Below are 15,135 nucleotides of genomic sequence, written 5' to 3'. Positions count from 1 at the left end.
GCGGTCACTTGTTGCTGTAGCGATCCCAGAGCCAGAGCACGACCAGCGCACCGACGACCGCGCCGATGATCCCGCCGAGAAGGCCAAGCGCGGCCAGCACCAGCTTGAGGACGAAGCCGCCGATCACCGCGCCCGCCATGCCGATGATGACGGTCTGCGCCGGCGTCGCCTTGATGTCGAGCATCCGGGTGGCGATCCAGCCCGCCGCGGCGCCGATCAGGATCCAGAGGAGAATGCCCATGGCTCAGCTCCCCCGGTAGGTCGAGTAGCCGAAGGGGGAGAGCAGCAGCGGCACGTGGTAATGCGCGTCCACGTCCGAGATGCCGAAGCGGATCGGCACCTCGTCGAGGAACAGCGGCTCATCCCCCGCCTGCCCCGAGGCGCGCAGGTAGTCGCCCGCCTGGAACATCAGTTCGTACTCCCCGGTGGAAAAGCTTTCCTTCGGCAGGATCGGGCTGTCGGTGCGGCCGTCGTCGTTGGTCGTCATCTCGGCCAGCAGGGTCCGGGTGTCGCCCACGATCCGCGTCAGCGTGATCCGGAGGCCCGCGGCGGGCAGGCCCCGCGCGGTGTCCAGAACATGCGTGGTCAGGTAGCCTTCAGCCATTTCGCGTGCCTTCCGCTTGCAAGTGGGCCGGTGCCGGTCTTTGATGACCGGCACCGCTCGAAAGGAGACAAGCACATGCAGCGATATCCGCGCAACCTGATCGGATATGGTCCGACCCCGCCCGACGCACGGTGGCCGGGTGGCGCGAAGATCGCGGTGAGTTTCGTGCTGAACTACGAAGAGGGCGGCGAGAACAACATCCTGCATGGCGACGCCGCGTCCGAGGCGTTCCTGAGCGAGATCGTCGGCGCCGCCCCGTGGGAGGGCAAGCGCCACTGGAACATGGAGTCGAACTACGACTACGGCGCGCGCGCGGGGTTCTGGCGGCTGCACCGGCTGTTCACCGGGGCCGGCATTCCCTTGACAGTCTACGGCGTGACCACCGCCATGGCGCGGTCGCCCGAGCAGGTCTGGGCGATGCAGGAGGCCGGGTGGGAGGTCGCATCCCACGGGCTGAAATGGATCGAGCACAAGGACATGGACGCGGCCGAGGAGCGGCGTCACATGGAGGAGGCCGTCCGCCTGCACACCGAGGTGACGGGTGAACCGCCGCTTGGCTGGTACACCGGGCGCTGTTCGATGAACACGGTGGAACTGGCGGCCGAGATGGGCATGAAATGGGTCTCGGACACGATCGACGACGACCTGCCCTATTGGCACGCGAACGGCGAGACGCTGGTGATCCCCTACACGATGGACGCCAACGACATGCGCTTTGCCGTGGCCGCCGGGTTCGGCGGGCCCGACGAGTTCTTTGCCCATCTCAAGGACAGTTTCGACGCGCTCTACGCCGAGGGGCAGGCGGGCGCCGCCAAGATGATGAGCATCGGCATGCACTGCCGCCTGCTGGGCCGCCCGGGCCGGGTGCAGGCGCTGAAACGGTTCGTGGACTACGCGCAGGGGCACGAAGGCGTCTGGTTCCCCCGCCGGATCGACATCGCCCGCCACTGGGCCGAGGTGCATCCGCCGGTGCGGCCCGACCTGGTGCCGTCCGAGATGGAGCGCGCCGCCTTTGTCGCGGCCTTCGGCGGCATCTACGAACATTCGCCCTGGGTGGCCGAACGCGCGTTCGAGCTGGAACTGGGCCCCGCGCACGACCGGGCCATCGGGCTCTGGAACGCGCTGGCGCGGGCGTTCCGGTCCGCCTCGGACGCGGAGCGGCTGGAGGTGCTCAAGGCGCACCCCGACCTCGCGGGCAAGCTGGCGCAGGCCAAGCGGCTGACGGCCGAGAGCACGTCGGAACAGGCCTCGGCCGGGCTCGACGCGCTGACCGATGCCGAGCGTGCCGCGTTCGAGGCGCACAACACCGCCTACACCGCGAAATTCGGCTTTCCCTTCATCATCGCCGTAAAGGACAACACCAAGGCCAGCATCATGGCGGCCTTCGAGACCCGGCTTGCCAATGACCGCGAGACCGAGTTCAAGGCGGCCTGCGCCCAGGTGGAGCGCATCGCCTATCACCGGCTGAAGGACCTCTTGCCGTGACCCGTAGCTATTTTTCCGACTGGGGCGGCCTGCCCTCGCAACGCAACATCATCGCCGGCCGCGCCGTGTTCACCGAGGCCTATGCCTTCATGCCGCGCCGGGTGCAGTCGGACATCACCGCGAGCCTGCTGCCCGGCTGGGACGACACGCGCGCCTGGATCCTCGCCCGCCCGCTGACCGGGTTCGCCGAGACTTTTGCCGAGCTGATCCTCGAGATGAAGCCGGGCGGCGGGTCCGAGAGCCCGGAGCCGGACGCGGGCGTGCAGGGCGTGATCTTTGTCCTTGAGGGCGAGCTGACGCTGAACGTCGATGGCGCGACCCACGTGATGGAGCCGGGCGGCTTCGCCTACCTGCCGCCGGGAACGGACTGGTCGGTGCGCGCGGGCGACAGCCGCGCGGTGGCCGTCTGGATCCGCAAGCGCTACGAGGCGGTGCCGGGCCTCGACGCGCCTGACGTGGTGGTCACCAACGACCGCGACGTGACCCCGGCCGAGATGCCGGACACCGAGGGGCGCTGGTCGACCACGCGGTTCGTCGATCCGACCGACCTGCGCCACGACATGCATGTGACCATCGTGAACCTGCACCCCGGCGCCGAGGTGCCCTTTACCGAGACGCACGTGATGGAACACGGCCTGCTGGTGCTGCAGGGCATGGGGGTCTACCGGCTGAACCGCGACTGGGTCGAGGTCGAGGCGGGCGATTTCATGTGGCTCCGCGCCTTCTGCCCGCAGGGCTGCCACGCCAGCGGGTCCGAACCGTTCCGCTACCTGCTCTACAAGGACGTCAACCGCCACCCGAGGCTGGAGCTGTGAGCACGATCCACGCCGAGCCGCTGACGGCCGAGGCCTTCGCCCCGTTCGGCGACGTCCTCGACATCGCGGGCGCGCCGGACAAGGTGATCAACGCGGGCTGGTGCGACCGCTACCACGACCGCGCGACGCTCGATTTCGGGCCGGGCGGCCGGGCGGGCATCAGCCTTTTCCGCGCGCGGCCCCGCGACCTGCCCTATGAATGCGACATGCTGGAACGCCACCCCGAGGGCTCCCAGGCCTTCATCCCGATGGCGCCGATGCGCTGGCTGGTGATCGTCGCACCCGATGCGGATGGCCGCCCCGGCGCGCCGCGCGCCTTCCTTCCGGTCGAGGGGCAGGCGGTGAATTTCCACCGCGGGACGTGGCACGGAGTGCTCACGCCTTTGGCAGAACCGGGCCTCTTTGCCGTGATCGACCGCATCGGCGACACGCCGAACCTGCAAGAATGCTTTCTTGATGAGCCATTTGTCGTAATCTCGTGACGGACCCGCCCGCGAGAGGTGGGCCGGAACACCAACGGAACGGGACAAAACAAATGGCTGATACTGCCACCTACAGGGACACCTCGCTCGGCACGCCCGAGCAGCTGCGCGATCCGAACTACACGCCGCCGATCGGCAAGGCGGTGCCGCTCGGCATCCAGCACGTGCTGGCGATGTTCGCTTCGAACGTCACGCCGGCGATCATCGTGGCGGGGGCCGCGGGCTTCGGCTTCGGCTCGAACAGCCCGGACTTTCCGAACCTGATCTACATGATCCAGATGTCGATGCTCTTTGCCGGCATCGCCACGCTGTTCCAGTCGATCGGCGTCGGGCCGGTCGGGGCGCGGCTGCCGATCGTGCAGGGGACGAGCTTTGCCTTCCTGCCGATCATGATCCCCGCCGTCGCCGGACAGGGCGTCGCGGGCATGGCCGGCCTGATGACGGGCATCCTGATCGGCGGCGTCTTCCACTTCTTCCTCGGCACCTTCATCGGACGGCTGCGCTTTGCCCTGCCGCCGCTGGTGACCGGGCTGATCGTGCTGATGATCGGTCTTTCGCTGATCAAGGTCGGCATCCAGTACGCCGCCGGCGGCGTGCCCAAGATGGGAACCGAGGCGTTCGGCACCTTCGCCATGTGGTTCCCGGCGCTGGTCGTGATCGTCGTCACCCTGTCGATCAAGTTCTTCACCAAGGGCCTCGTCTCGGTCTCGGCGATCCTGATCGGCCTGATCGCGGGCTACGTCGTGGCGCTTCTCATGGGGCAGGTCAGCTTCGGCAACGTCGGCAACGCCGCCGTCTTTGCCCTGCCGATGCCCTTCAAGTGGGGGATGGAGTTCGACGTCGCGATCATCGTCGGGATGATGTTCATGGCCGTGATCTCGGCCATCGAGACGGTCGGCGACGTCAGCGGCATCTGCAAGGGCGGCGCGGGCCGCGAGGCGACCGACAAGGAGATCGCGGGCGCGACCTATGCCGACGGCCTGGGCACCGCGGTGGCCGGCATCTTCGGCGGGCTGCCCAACACCTCGTTCAGCCAGAACGTCGGCTTGATCTCGATGACCGGGGTGATGAGCCGCCACGTCGTCACCATCGGCGGCATCTTCCTGATCGTCTGCGGGCTGGTCCCCAAGGTCGGGGCCATCGTGTCGACCGTGCCGATCAACGTGCTGGGCGGTGGCGTGATCGTCATGTTCGGCATGGTCGCGGCGGCAGGCATCAACATGCTGTCGGACGTGAAGTGGAACCGCCGGAACATGGTGATCTTCGCGGTCTCGCTCTCTGTCGGTTTCGGCCTGCAGCTTGAGCCCTCGGCGCTGCAACACCTGCCGAAATGGCTGCAGATCCTGCTGACCTCGGGCCTGCTGCCGGCGGCCGGGCTGTCGATCGCGCTGAACCTGCTGCTGCCCGAAGAGCTGGAGTAGGGCCACAGCCAGAGCATCCGGAAAAGGCCCGCCCCGGCGGGCCTTTTTCATGGCCGGGGCGTCACGCCGTGTCGTGCCCCATCACCCCCGCGAGCGCCGCGTCAAGCGCCGCCTCGTCGTCGAACCGCATCCGTACGGGCAGCGTCAGAACCCTGCCCCGCCAGTCCGGCGGCAGGCGGACGGCATCCTTTTCGGTCGTCACGATCTGCGCCCCATGCTGGGCCGCGTCACGTTCGAGCCGGGCCATGATCGCGGGCGTCAGCGGCTGGTGATCCGACAACGCAACCGTCTGCACCAGGTCGGCGCCGAGAGATTTCAGGGTCGAGAAGAACTTGCCCGGATGCCCGATCCCCGCGAAGGCGAGGTAGGGCGTGCCGTGCCAGTCCATCCCCATCTGCAGCGGCTCGAGCGACGCGGTCAGGTGCGGCACGGTGACCTGTGCGCCCCAGCGGTCGTGAAACGCGGACTGCGCCCTGGGCTGGCCGACCGAAAGCACCATGTCCGCCCGCGCCATGCCGGCCGCGACGGGTTCGCGCAGCGGTCCCGCCGGGATGCAGCGTCCGTTGCCGAAGCCGATGACCGCATCGACCACCACGATCGACAGGTCCTTCTTCAGCGCCGGGTTCTGGAAGCCGTCGTCGAGCAGCAGGACCCCGGCCCCCGCCGCCACCGCCGCCTGCGCGGTCGCCACACGGTCGCGGCCGACCCAGACCGGCCCGAAGGCCGCCATCAGCAGCGGCTCGTCCCCGACCTCGTCGGCGCGGTGCTGCCGTTCGTCGACCCGCAGCGGCCCTTCGAGCGATCCGCCGTGACCGCGCGACAGGACGTGGGCCGCGACGCCGCGGTCGGCCAGCCGCTGCAGCAGGGCGATCACGGTCGGCGTCTTGCCGGTGCCGCCTGCGTTGATGTTGCCGACGCAGATCACCGGGACGCCGGGATCGAACCCCGCCTGCCCCGCCAGCCGCCGCCGCGTCGCCATGCCGTAGACCGCGCCGAGCGGGGCCAGCAGCGTCGAGGCGATGCCGGGCGGGCGGTGCCAGAAGCCGGGCGCGCGCATCAGAACTGCCCGTCCAGGGCGTCGCCGACGAGGGTCAGGAGCTCGTCCGTCGCCTCGGCCCCCTCGGTCGCCAGCGCCCAGGCCGCATGGGCCATGGCGGCCGCCTGGTCGGGGGCGCTGATCCGGGTGACCGCGGCGGCAAGGCCCGGGGCGTCACGCACGATCCGGGCCGCGCCCTCGCGCACCATCTTCTCGTAATCGGCGAGGTAGCTGTCGGTGTTCGGCCCCGACAGGATGGCCGAGCCGAGCGCCGCCGGTTCATAGGGGTTGCAGCCGCCCTTTCCGGCGACCAGCGAAGACCCCATGAAGGCGATCGGCGACAGCCGGTACCAGAGCCCCATGTCGCCGTGGGTGTCGCCCAGCAGGACCTGCGTCGCCTCGCCCGGCAGCTCGGTCTCGGACCAGCAGACGTGGCGAAAGCCCTCGTCCTTCAGCGCCGCGCGTGCCGCGGGGCCCTGGGATTCCTCGCGCGGGACGAGGATCAGCAGAAGGCGGTGGTTGGCGCGCGAGGCCTGGCGGTGCGCGCGCAGGACGGTGTCGATCTCGGCCTCGTCGACCATGGCGGCCAGCCAGACCGCGCGGCCGGCGATGGCGGCGGAAAGCTCGCTCCGCTCCTCTTCGTTGCAGCTCAGCGCGCGGTCGCTTTCCTGCAGCGGGCCGGTGATCTCGATCTGTTCGGCCGGAAGGCCCAGCCGCTGCAGCCGGCGCGCGGCATTGGCGGTGCGGGCAAAGGCGCGGCCGAACTGGCTGATGACCCCGCGCGACATGTCGGGCAGCCAGCGCCAGCGGGCTTCCTCCAGCGCGGTCTCCTCGGCGTCGACGAGGCACATCCTGAGCCCCGCGCGCCCCGCCGTGGTCAGCAGGGCCGGGCGCAGGTGGCCGTTCGACCAGAGCAGGAGGTCGGGCTTCCAATGGGCCAGGAAGGCCTCGGAAGCGCCGATGTTTTCCGGCGGGACATCACCTGGAATGACATTTTCAGGCAATGATTTCAATGGGATGACATCATCACCGCAGGTCATCAGGACATGGGTGCCGGGGCGTTCGCGGTCGATCCGTTTGGCCAGTTGCACCAGCCCCGCCATCGCCGCCTGCGAGGCGACGTGGATCCAGACCAGCCGCCCCCGGGGACGGGCCGTGTCGGGCGGGGACCAGTCGGGCGGAACCGGACGACGGGCCAGCGCCAGGTAGGCGGACAAGCTGACCGATCGTGCCATTCAGACCCTCAGTTGCCCAGTTCTTCGGTCGGCGAGGCGGGAATTTCCTCGTCCCGCAGGCGGTGGATGTGGGCGATGTAGTAGCGCATGTGGGCGTTGTCGACGGTGCGCTGCGCCTCGGCCTTCCAGGCGTCGTAGGCGGTGGCATAGTCGGGATACATGCCGACGATATGGATGGCGTCGACGTCCTTGAAGACGTTCTTCGTGGGATCGACAAGCTCGCCGCCGAAGACGAGGTGAAGGCGCTGCATCGCGGGGTCCTTTGCATTGGGCCGGGTCGTTGACCGGGAGTCTAAGCATTGCTCGGGGGGATGAAAAGCACCGGCCGGTTAACAGCGTCTTTGCGCCGCGTGCCGGCGCGGGTCGGCACGCGAGGGGGCGCGGGCCGGTGAAGGTGTGCCCGCGCGATTGCGCGACCCTTGTGATGTGCCCGCGCGATTGCGCGGGCGGGGGCCTTGCGGTAGGAAACCGCGACCGCGCGAGGGAGAACCCATGTCCATCAACAGCTTCGGCCACCTGTTCCGGGTCACCACCTGGGGCGAAAGCCACGGGCCCGCGCTTGGCGCGACGGTGGATGGCTGCCCGCCGGGCGTCGAGGTCGACGCGGCGGCGATCCAGCAGTGGCTCGACCGGCGCAAACCGGGCACCTCGAAGTTCACCACCCAGCGGCGCGAGGCGGACGAGGTCGAGATCCTGTCGGGCGTGTTCGAGGGGCGTTCGACCGGCACGCCGATCCAGCTGATGATCCGCAACACCGACCAGCGGAGCAAGGATTACGGCGAGATCGCCGAGAAGTTCCGCCCCGGTCATGCCGACATAACCTATTGGCAGAAATACGGGATCCGCGACTATCGCGGCGGCGGGCGGTCCAGCGCACGCGAAACCGCGGCCCGCGTGGCGGCCGGCGGCGTGGCGCGGGCGGCGCTTGGGGTGCTGGCGCCCGAGGTGAAGATCACCGGTTACATGGTCCAGATGGGGCCGAAGAAGATCGACCGGGAGGCATTCGACGCCGCCGAGATCGAGCGCAACCCGTTCTGGGTGCCGGATGCGGGCGCGGCGGCGGATTGGGCTGAGTACCTGGATTCGCTCAGGAAATCCGGGAATTCAGTGGGCGCGGTGATCGAGGTCGTGGCCTCGGGCGTGCCGGCCGGACTGGGCGCGCCGATCTACGGCAAGCTCGATACCGACCTAGCCGCGGCGATGATGTCGATCAACGCGGTGAAGGGCGTCGAGATCGGCGAGGGCATGGCCGTCGCCGAACTGACGGGCGAGGCCAACGCCGACGAGATCTTCATGGGGAACGACGGCAAGCCGGTTTATTCCTCGAACCACGCGGGCGGGATTTTGGGCGGGATTTCAACGGGTCAGGACGTGGTCGTCCGCTTTGCGGTCAAGCCGACCTCGTCGATCCTGAAACCGCGGCAGACGATCACCAAGGCCGGCGAGGCGACCGAGATCATCACCAAGGGGCGGCACGATCCCTGCGTCGGGATCCGCGCGGTTCCAGTGGGCGAGGCGATGATGGCCTGCGTGATCCTTGACCATCTGTTGCTGCACCGTGGCCAGATCGGCGATGCCGGCGGGCGGATCGGGTGATTTCGGGGCGGTTTCGGGGTGGGGTGGAACCCCACCCTACGCCGGGCCCGTCGGGACGGGGTTAAGCCTGCGAACGGGACGTCGGTATTGCGTCGGTATCACGTCGGTATCGCGTCGGTGTTTTCCGCCGCGGTCACCGAGCCGTTCACGTAATCGCGCGGCGCGGCGCCGGTGACCCGCCGGAACATCGCGGTGAAGGCCGCGGGGGTGTCGTAGCCGAGGTCGAGCGCGACGCCGGTCACCGGCTCCCGCGCCAGCAGGCGCGGCACGGCGGCCAGCACCACGGCCCGCTGGCGCCAGTCGCCGAAGGAGAGTCCGGTGCCCTCGCGAAAATGCCGGGTGAAGCTGCGGCGGCTCATGTTCAGGCGGTCGGCCCAGCGGTCGATCCCCTGCCCGGCATCCGGGGCGAGCAGGAAATCCGAACAGAGCTGGCGCAGGGCGGGATCGGCGGGCATCGGCACCGAGAGGGGGATCGGCTCCAGCCGCGCGACCTCGTGCAGGAGCAGCGCCAGGAGGGCGGCATCGCGGCTGTCGGTCGGCGCTTCGGCAACGATCTCGGCAGCCTCGGCGATCAGGCAGCGCATCAGGGTCGAGACGGCGAAGACCTCGCACCGGTCACCGGGCAGCCGCGCCGCGGGCGGCACGGCACCGGGCCGCAGGTAGAGGCTGCGCATCTGCACCTCGCCGATCATCCGGACCTCGTGGGTGATGCCCGGCGGGATCCAGAGGACCCGCTCGGGCGGCATCATCCAGGCGCCGTCGCGGGTGCGGACCAGCGCGATCCCGGTGAGGCCGTAGAGCAGTTGCCCGCGCGGGTGGCTGTGCGGTTCGATCAGCAGGCCATCGGGATAATCCTGCCGGCGGCGCAGGATGTCCGCGCCCTCGGCCCGCATCGCCTGCACCTCGGGCGGTATGGTTCCGATCAACTGGCCCATTTGCGATAGAACTTGTCCCGCTGCGAATTGTGGGCCAAGCCTGCCACGGGGCATATGGGCGGCACAAGACCCGAGGACTCGACCATGACCGCCCATTTCCCCCAGGAGACCACCCCCCGCCTGACCGCGAACCGCGTGCTGGCCGGTGCCTCGCTGGGACATTTCACCAACGACCTGCTGCAATCGCTTCTGCTGGCGAGCTATCCCGTCTTTCGCGGCGGCTTTGACCTGAGCTTTGCGCAGCTCGGGCTGATGACGTTCTGCTACCAGATCACCGCCTCGCTGCTGCAGCCTGTGGTGGGCGCGGTGACGGACAGGCGGCCGATGCCGTTTGCGCTGCCGATGGCGATGGTGGTGAGCTTCTCGGGGCTCGTGGTGCTGGCGTTCGCCGGCAGCTATGCCGCTCTGCTGGTCGGCTGCGTGATGCTGGGCTGCGGGTCGTCGATCTTTCACCCCGAGGCGGCCCGGGTCGCGCGGCTGGCCTCGCAGGGCAGTTTCGGCATGGCGCAGAGCTATTTCCAGCTGGGCGGCAACGCCGGGTCGGCCGTGGGGCCGCTGGTCGTTGCCGCGGTGATCCTGCCGCATGGCCAGCAGGCCATCGCCTGGTTCGCGCCGGTGGCGGCGGCGGGGGTGATCCTGCTTGCGGCCATCGCCCGCTGGGCCCACGGTCGCCCGGCCCCGGCCAGCCGCCGCCGGGCGGGTGCCGCGCCGGTGGCGCCGGTGCACGTCAAGCGGGGCATCGCGATCCTGCTGGCGCTGATGTTTTCCAAGTTCTTCTACATGGCGAGTTTTTCCAGCTACTACGTGTTTTACCTCGCCCACCGGTTCGGGATGGGCGAGGGCGAGGCGCAGATGGGGCTGTTCGTCTTTCTCGCCGCCGTGGCGCTTGGCACGATCCTCGGCGGCAAGCTGTCGGACCGGCTGGGCACGCGGGCGGTGATCGCGATCTCGTTCTGGGGGGCGCTGCCGTTTGCACTGGCCCTGCCCTACGCCGGGCTGTGGCTGACGATGGGGCTGGCGGTGACGGTGGGCTTCCTCATGGCCTCGGCCTTTCCGGCGATCGTGGTGCATGCGCAGGCGCTGATGCCCGGCCGGGTCGGCATGGTGTCGGGGCTGTTCTTTGGCCTCGCCTTCGGCATGGGCGGGCTGGGGGCTGCGCTGCTGGGGGTCGCGGCGGACCACGTGGGGATCGAGACGGTCTATGCCGTCTGCGCCTTCCTGCCGCTCTTCGGATTGCTGATCCCGTTGCTGCCGACCTCGCCGGAGTGAGCTACTCCGCCGCCTTGCGGCGGCGGGCGAAGAGGTCGACGTAGCGCTGCCGCGCCTCGGGCAGGGGTTTCGAGCCGAGGTCGGGGGCGAGCTTGTTCTGCAGGAAGTGGCCGGTGGTGCGGAAGGCGTCCGCGATCTCGTGATCGGGCGCGTCGCCCTCGCCCTTCAGGACCGGCGGCAGGGGCAGGAGGCGCGCGGCCCAGTCGCCCGCCCCCTGGGCCGAGACGGCGCGGCCGGTGCGCGGGCTGACGTAATCGAGCGACACGTTGCGGCCGGTGACGGCACAGGCCGAGAGGTCGAGGCCGTAGCCGGTTTCCTCGAGCAGGGCGACCTCCCACCTGAGATAGGCGAGCGGCCAGAGGTCATCGTCGCCCAGCAGGTCGAGAAGCGCCTCGGTCCGCTGGTAGAGCGCCAGGTGCGCCTCGCGTTCGGGCAGGCAGAAGCTGAGGAGCGCGCAGACCGCGTTCAGCCCGGCCAGCGACATCCGGTCGGACATGGCAGCGGCGCGGGAGCGGACGGGTTCGACGGTGAAATGGCCCAGGTGATCCTCGAGCCGGGCGCGCCAGGAGATGTCGACCTGGGCGCCGGGCTGGAGGATCGGGGTCATCCGGCGCGAGGTGCCGCCGCGCACGACGCCGACATGGCGGCCCCGCGAGGGGGTGAAGACCTCGACGATGGCCGCGTTTTCGCCGTGGCGCCGCACGGCGAGGATGATGCCCTGATCCCGCCAATCCATGCGCGCATCATCTGCCGTGGTGCGGGGCGGGGCAAGGTGCCGCGATCACGCCCGTTCGAGGGCGAGGCGCAGGCCGAGCGCGGCGAAGCTGGCGGCAAAGACCCGGCGCAGCCAGGTCATTGCGGTTTCGCTTTCCACCACCGCGCGGCGCATCAGACCGGCGGCGAGCGCGTAGAGCAGCATCACCGCGAAGGTCATCGCGACGAAGCCCGCGCCGAGGGTCAGCAGGTCGCGGGTGGGGGTCAGGCTGCCCGCAGGCATGAACTGCGGCAGGAAGGCCAGGAAGAACATCGGCAGCTTGGGGTTCAGCAGGTTCAGCGCGATGGCCCGGCCCATCAGGCGGGCGGGCGTCAGAGTGCGCGCCCGGGCCTCGGGCGTGATGGCCAGCGCGCCGGTGCCGCGCAGCGTGGTCCAGGCCATCCAGAGCAGGTAGGCGACGCCCGCGAACTTGATCGCCTGGAAGAGCACGGCCGAAGTGTGCAGGATCGCGGCAAGGCCAAGGAGCGCGACGGCAAGGTGCACGACGGTCGCCAGGGTGCAGCCGATGGCGGCCCAGATGCCCGCGCGAAGGCCGCCGCCGATGGACATGGAGAGCGTGTAGACCACGCCGATGCCGGGGGCGAGGCAGACGATCAGGACGGTGAGAAGGTATTCGGGGGACATCGGTGACCTCGCGTGGTTGCGCGGCCACCCTGCCCCCGGGTCAGGCCCGGTGCAAGCGTCAGGCCGGTTCGCGCAGGACGCGGGGGACCTTGAACTCGACGTTTTCCTGCGCGGTCTCGACCATCTCGACGGTGACGTCGTAGCGCGCGCGTAGGGCATCGATGACCTCGTTCACCAGCACCTCGGGGGCGCTGGCGCCGGCGGTGATGCCGATGGCGCGGCTGCCCTCCAGCGACCGCCAGTCGATGTCGGTGGCCCGCTGGACCAGCTGCGCGTAGGAGCAGCCGTTGCGTTCACCCACCTCGACCAGGCGGCGGGAATTCGAGGAGTTCGGCGCGCCGACCACCAGCAGGGCGTCGATCCGGGGCGCCATCGCCTTGACCGCTTCCTGGCGGTTGGTGGTGGCGTAGCAGATGTCTTCCTTGTGCGGGCCGACGATCTGCGGGAACCGCGCGGTGAGCGCCGCGACGATGCCCTTGGTGTCGTCGATCGAGAGCGTGGTCTGGGTGACGAAGGCCAGCCTGGCCGGGTCGCGCACGGCAAGGGTGGCGACGTCAGTCTCGGTCTCGACCAGCAGGACCTCGCCCTCGGGGAGCTGGCCCATGGTGCCGATCGTCTCGGGGTGGCCGGCATGACCGATCATGACGATCTGCAACCCGTTCTCGTGGTGACGCTCGGCCTCGATATGGACCTTGGAGACCAGCGGGCAGGTGGCGTCGACAAACACCATCTCGCGGCGCGCGGCCTCGGCCGGGACGGCCTTGGGCACGCCGTGCGCCGAGAAGATCACCGGGCGGTCGGGCGGGCATTCGTCGAGTTCCTCGACGAAGACGGCGCCGAGGTCGCGCAGGCCGTCGACCACGAACTTGTTGTGCACGATCTCGTGCCGCACGTAGACCGGGGCGCCCCATTTCTGGAGCGCCATCTCGACAATCTTGATCGCACGATCCACGCCCGCGCAGAATCCGCGCGGGGCAGCCATGTACACGGTGAGCGGCGGGCGGGCGGTCATCTTGGTCGTTCCCCGGACTTGATCCCCATCAGTCCCCGACCTAGTCGACCGAACCGCCCGCGTCCAGTGCGGGCGGCCCCGATCCGCCGTCCTCTCAGGTGCTTGCGCCGGAGGCAACCGCGCGCACGCGGTCGTCGTTCTGCTCGCGCGGCGGGCGGCCGATGACTTCCTTCAGCTCGTCGAGCTCGATGAAGTTGTCGGCCTGGCGGCGCAGCTCGTCCGCGATCATCGGCGGCTGGCTGCGGATCGTCGAGACGACCGAAACGCGAACACCTTGACGTTGCAGGCTTTCCACGAGCGGCCGGAAGTCCCCATCCCCGGAGAACAGCACGATGTGGTCAATCCGCGGCGCAAGTTCCATGGCGTCGACCGTCAGCTCGATGTCCATGTTCCCCTTGACCTTGCGACGGCCCTGACTGTCCGTGTACTCCTTGGCGGCCTTGGTCACCATGGTGAAGCCGTTGTAGTGCAGCCAGTCGACCAGCGGACGGATCGGCGAATACTCGTCATTCTCAAGCAGTGCCGTGTAGTAGAACGCGCGCAAGAGCTTGCCACGACGCATGAATTCTTGTCGCAACAGCTTGTAATCAATGTCGAACCCCAGGGCCTTTGCGGCTGCGTATAGATTCGAACCATCAATGAACAGCGCGAGCCGTTCGTCCTTGTAAAACATCAATAACCCTTCCGAATTGCGAGGCCACGTGCCATCCGTGAGTGTCAGATCATAAAATAGTGGCCACGGGTGCGGTAATTAGGTGTTACAGAATTTTGCATCAAGTGCGAGCCTTTGTCCAAAAGTATAGGAATTCGTTACATGCGGGAGAACGGTCCGCGTCGATACCTTGCGGCGATCGGCGGGAATCAACCGAACGGGCCGCTATCACCGGTGGAAAATGTCCTATCGGGGCTGGCCGCCCTGGGCCCTGCCGGATTGCATCTGACCGCGTGCAGTGCATTGTACCGTACCCCTGCGTTTCCTAGCGGATCCGGCCCCGACTTCGTCAACGCCGCTATGGCGTTCACGTCCGCGATGGCCCCGGACGAAGTTATGGAAAAGATGCATCTTATCGAGGCCGCGCACAACCGCGAACGGCGCGAAAGGTGGGCCGGACGAACGCTCGACCTCGACCTGCTGGACTGCGACGGGATTGTGCAACCTGACGGCGAAACCTGGCGTCACTGGCACGATCTGGCGCCCGAACGACAGCGCGAGACGGCACCGGGGCAACTGATTCTCCCGCATCCGCGCCTGCACGAGCGGGCGTTTGTCCTGGTGCCGCTGCGCGACGTGGCACCCGCCTGGCGGCACCCGATTCTGGCCCGGACCGTCGCGGAAATGTGCGCGGATTTGCCTGCGCGTGAGGTGGATTCAGTGGTGCGGGTGGCCGATCCGCCTTGTGTTTCCACGTCCGAAAGCATATGACACCGCTTCTATCGTTTCATTGACCCGGAGTGCCCCATGGCCCGAGTGACCGTTGAAGACTGCGTCGACAAGGTTCCGAACCGTTTCGAACTGGTGATGCTCGCCGCGCACCGGGCACGCGAAGTCTCGTCCGGGGCACCGATCACCGTGGACCGCGACAACGACAAGAACCCGGTCGTCGCCCTGCGCGAGATCGCCGAGGAAACCCAGAGCGCTGAGGAACTCCGCGAGCGCCTGATCGAGGCGAACCAGACCCAGATCGAGGTCGACGAGCCGGAAGACGACAACATGTCCCTGCTGATGGGCGCCGAGGTCGACAAGCCCGCCGAGGACGACATGAGCGAAGAGCGCCTGCTGCGCCAGCTGATGGAAGCGCAGGGGCAGGGCTGATACGGGGCTTCGTCCCCTGGTGAGAGGCTTAAG

General features: G+C 68.6%; 18 protein-coding genes. 8 read left to right on the top strand and 10 right to left on the bottom strand.

Annotated features, from left to right (window positions below; translation table 11 throughout):
- Positions 1–4: 4 nt before the first annotated feature.
- Positions 5–241, bottom strand: a complete 237-nt coding sequence (locus tag ACE2AC_RS15725) for a GlsB/YeaQ/YmgE family stress response membrane protein (RefSeq protein ID WP_375688380.1) — start codon at positions 239–241, stop codon at positions 5–7.
- A gap of 3 nt (positions 242–244) precedes the next feature.
- The gene (gene uraH, locus ACE2AC_RS15720; RefSeq protein ID WP_375688379.1) at positions 245–604 is read right to left on the bottom strand and encodes a hydroxyisourate hydrolase; all 360 of its coding nucleotides are present in this window, start codon (positions 602–604) and stop codon (positions 245–247) included.
- A 75-nt stretch (positions 605–679) separates the two neighbouring features.
- On the opposite strand from uraH, the gene puuE reads away from it, so the two are divergent.
- The 4 genes from puuE to ACE2AC_RS15700 are packed head-to-tail and all read left to right on the top strand — an operon-like array spanning position 680 to position 4,807.
- Entirely contained in the window at positions 680–2,089 is a 1,410-nt protein-coding gene (gene puuE / locus ACE2AC_RS15715; protein WP_375688378.1) for an allantoinase PuuE, read from the top strand.
- A complete protein-coding gene (locus ACE2AC_RS15710) occupies positions 2,086–2,904 on the top strand; it encodes a bifunctional allantoicase/(S)-ureidoglycine aminohydrolase (protein WP_375688377.1) in 819 nt (272 codons plus the stop codon). The genes puuE and ACE2AC_RS15710 overlap by 4 nt, the downstream gene beginning before the upstream one ends.
- A complete protein-coding gene (locus ACE2AC_RS15705; protein WP_375688376.1) occupies positions 2,901–3,386 on the top strand; it encodes an ureidoglycolate lyase in 486 nt (161 codons plus the stop codon). Before ACE2AC_RS15710 ends, ACE2AC_RS15705 begins: the two co-directional genes overlap by 4 nt.
- Before the next feature lie 53 nt (positions 3,387–3,439).
- Positions 3,440–4,807, top strand: a complete 1,368-nt coding sequence (locus ACE2AC_RS15700) for a uracil-xanthine permease family protein (protein ID WP_375688375.1) — start codon at positions 3,440–3,442, stop codon at positions 4,805–4,807.
- Positions 4,808–4,868: 61 nt separating this feature from the next.
- On the opposite strand, the gene lpxK is transcribed toward ACE2AC_RS15700, so the two are convergent.
- Genes lpxK through ACE2AC_RS15685 form a run of 3 tightly spaced genes read right to left on the bottom strand, consistent with a single transcriptional unit; the run spans position 4,869 to position 7,329 of the window.
- Positions 4,869–5,864, bottom strand: a complete 996-nt coding sequence (gene lpxK, locus ACE2AC_RS15695) for a tetraacyldisaccharide 4'-kinase (protein ID WP_375688374.1) — start codon at positions 5,862–5,864, stop codon at positions 4,869–4,871.
- Positions 5,864–7,078 (bottom strand): 3-deoxy-D-manno-octulosonic acid transferase, encoded by a 1,215-nt coding sequence (locus ACE2AC_RS15690; RefSeq protein ID WP_375688373.1) that lies wholly within the window; start codon positions 7,076–7,078, stop codon positions 5,864–5,866. The genes lpxK and ACE2AC_RS15690 overlap by 1 nt, the downstream gene beginning before the upstream one ends.
- A gap of 8 nt (positions 7,079–7,086) precedes the next feature.
- Complete coding sequence (locus ACE2AC_RS15685; RefSeq protein WP_375688372.1) at positions 7,087–7,329, bottom strand: DUF4170 domain-containing protein; 243 nt, start codon at positions 7,327–7,329, stop codon at positions 7,087–7,089.
- Between the two features lie 241 nt (positions 7,330–7,570).
- On the opposite strand from ACE2AC_RS15685, the gene aroC reads away from it, so the two are divergent.
- The gene (gene aroC, locus ACE2AC_RS15680) at positions 7,571–8,674 is read left to right on the top strand and encodes a chorismate synthase (protein WP_375688371.1); all 1,104 of its coding nucleotides are present in this window, start codon (positions 7,571–7,573) and stop codon (positions 8,672–8,674) included.
- A 98-nt stretch (positions 8,675–8,772) separates the two neighbouring features.
- On the opposite strand, the gene ACE2AC_RS15675 is transcribed toward aroC, so the two are convergent.
- Positions 8,773–9,600 carry a helix-turn-helix transcriptional regulator gene (locus ACE2AC_RS15675; RefSeq protein ID WP_375688370.1) on the bottom strand — a complete coding sequence of 276 codons (828 nt, stop codon included), beginning with the start codon at positions 9,598–9,600 and terminating at the stop codon, positions 8,773–8,775.
- A gap of 93 nt (positions 9,601–9,693) precedes the next feature.
- Between ACE2AC_RS15675 and ACE2AC_RS15670 the strand changes: the two genes are divergently transcribed.
- On the top strand, positions 9,694–10,878 hold the full coding sequence (locus ACE2AC_RS15670; protein ID WP_375688369.1) for an MFS transporter: 1,185 nt from the start codon (positions 9,694–9,696) through the stop codon (positions 10,876–10,878).
- A 1-nt stretch (position 10,879) separates the two neighbouring features.
- Here the strand turns inward: ACE2AC_RS15670 and recO are convergent, their stop codons facing one another.
- From recO to ACE2AC_RS15650, 4 genes are all read right to left on the bottom strand, one after another.
- Positions 10,880–11,614: a DNA repair protein RecO gene (recO, locus tag ACE2AC_RS15665; RefSeq protein ID WP_375688368.1), complete on the bottom strand. Its 735-nt coding sequence runs from the start codon at positions 11,612–11,614 to the stop codon at positions 10,880–10,882.
- Between the two features lie 45 nt (positions 11,615–11,659).
- Positions 11,660–12,277: a LysE family translocator gene (locus tag ACE2AC_RS15660; RefSeq protein WP_375688367.1), complete on the bottom strand. Its 618-nt coding sequence runs from the start codon at positions 12,275–12,277 to the stop codon at positions 11,660–11,662.
- Positions 12,278–12,335: 58 nt separating this feature from the next.
- Positions 12,336–13,289 (bottom strand): 4-hydroxy-3-methylbut-2-enyl diphosphate reductase, encoded by a 954-nt coding sequence (gene ispH, locus ACE2AC_RS15655; RefSeq protein WP_375688366.1) that lies wholly within the window; start codon positions 13,287–13,289, stop codon positions 12,336–12,338.
- Positions 13,290–13,383: 94 nt separating this feature from the next.
- A complete protein-coding gene (locus tag ACE2AC_RS15650) occupies positions 13,384–13,962 on the bottom strand; it encodes an NYN domain-containing protein (RefSeq protein WP_375688365.1) in 579 nt (192 codons plus the stop codon).
- A 141-nt stretch (positions 13,963–14,103) separates the two neighbouring features.
- On the opposite strand from ACE2AC_RS15650, the gene folK reads away from it, so the two are divergent.
- Both folK and rpoZ read left to right on the top strand, forming a co-directional pair.
- Positions 14,104–14,712 carry a 2-amino-4-hydroxy-6-hydroxymethyldihydropteridine diphosphokinase gene (gene folK, locus ACE2AC_RS15645; protein ID WP_375688364.1) on the top strand — a complete coding sequence of 203 codons (609 nt, stop codon included), beginning with the start codon at positions 14,104–14,106 and terminating at the stop codon, positions 14,710–14,712.
- A gap of 36 nt (positions 14,713–14,748) precedes the next feature.
- Positions 14,749–15,102: a DNA-directed RNA polymerase subunit omega gene (rpoZ, locus tag ACE2AC_RS15640; protein ID WP_375688363.1), complete on the top strand. Its 354-nt coding sequence runs from the start codon at positions 14,749–14,751 to the stop codon at positions 15,100–15,102.
- Positions 15,103–15,135 lie beyond the last annotated feature (33 nt).

The sequence above is a fragment of the Pseudooceanicola sp. LIPI14-2-Ac024 genome, from assembly GCF_042188925.1.
Classification (GTDB): domain Bacteria; phylum Pseudomonadota; class Alphaproteobacteria; order Rhodobacterales; family Rhodobacteraceae; genus Pseudooceanicola.
This window is presented reverse-complemented; position numbering and strand designations above follow the sequence as displayed.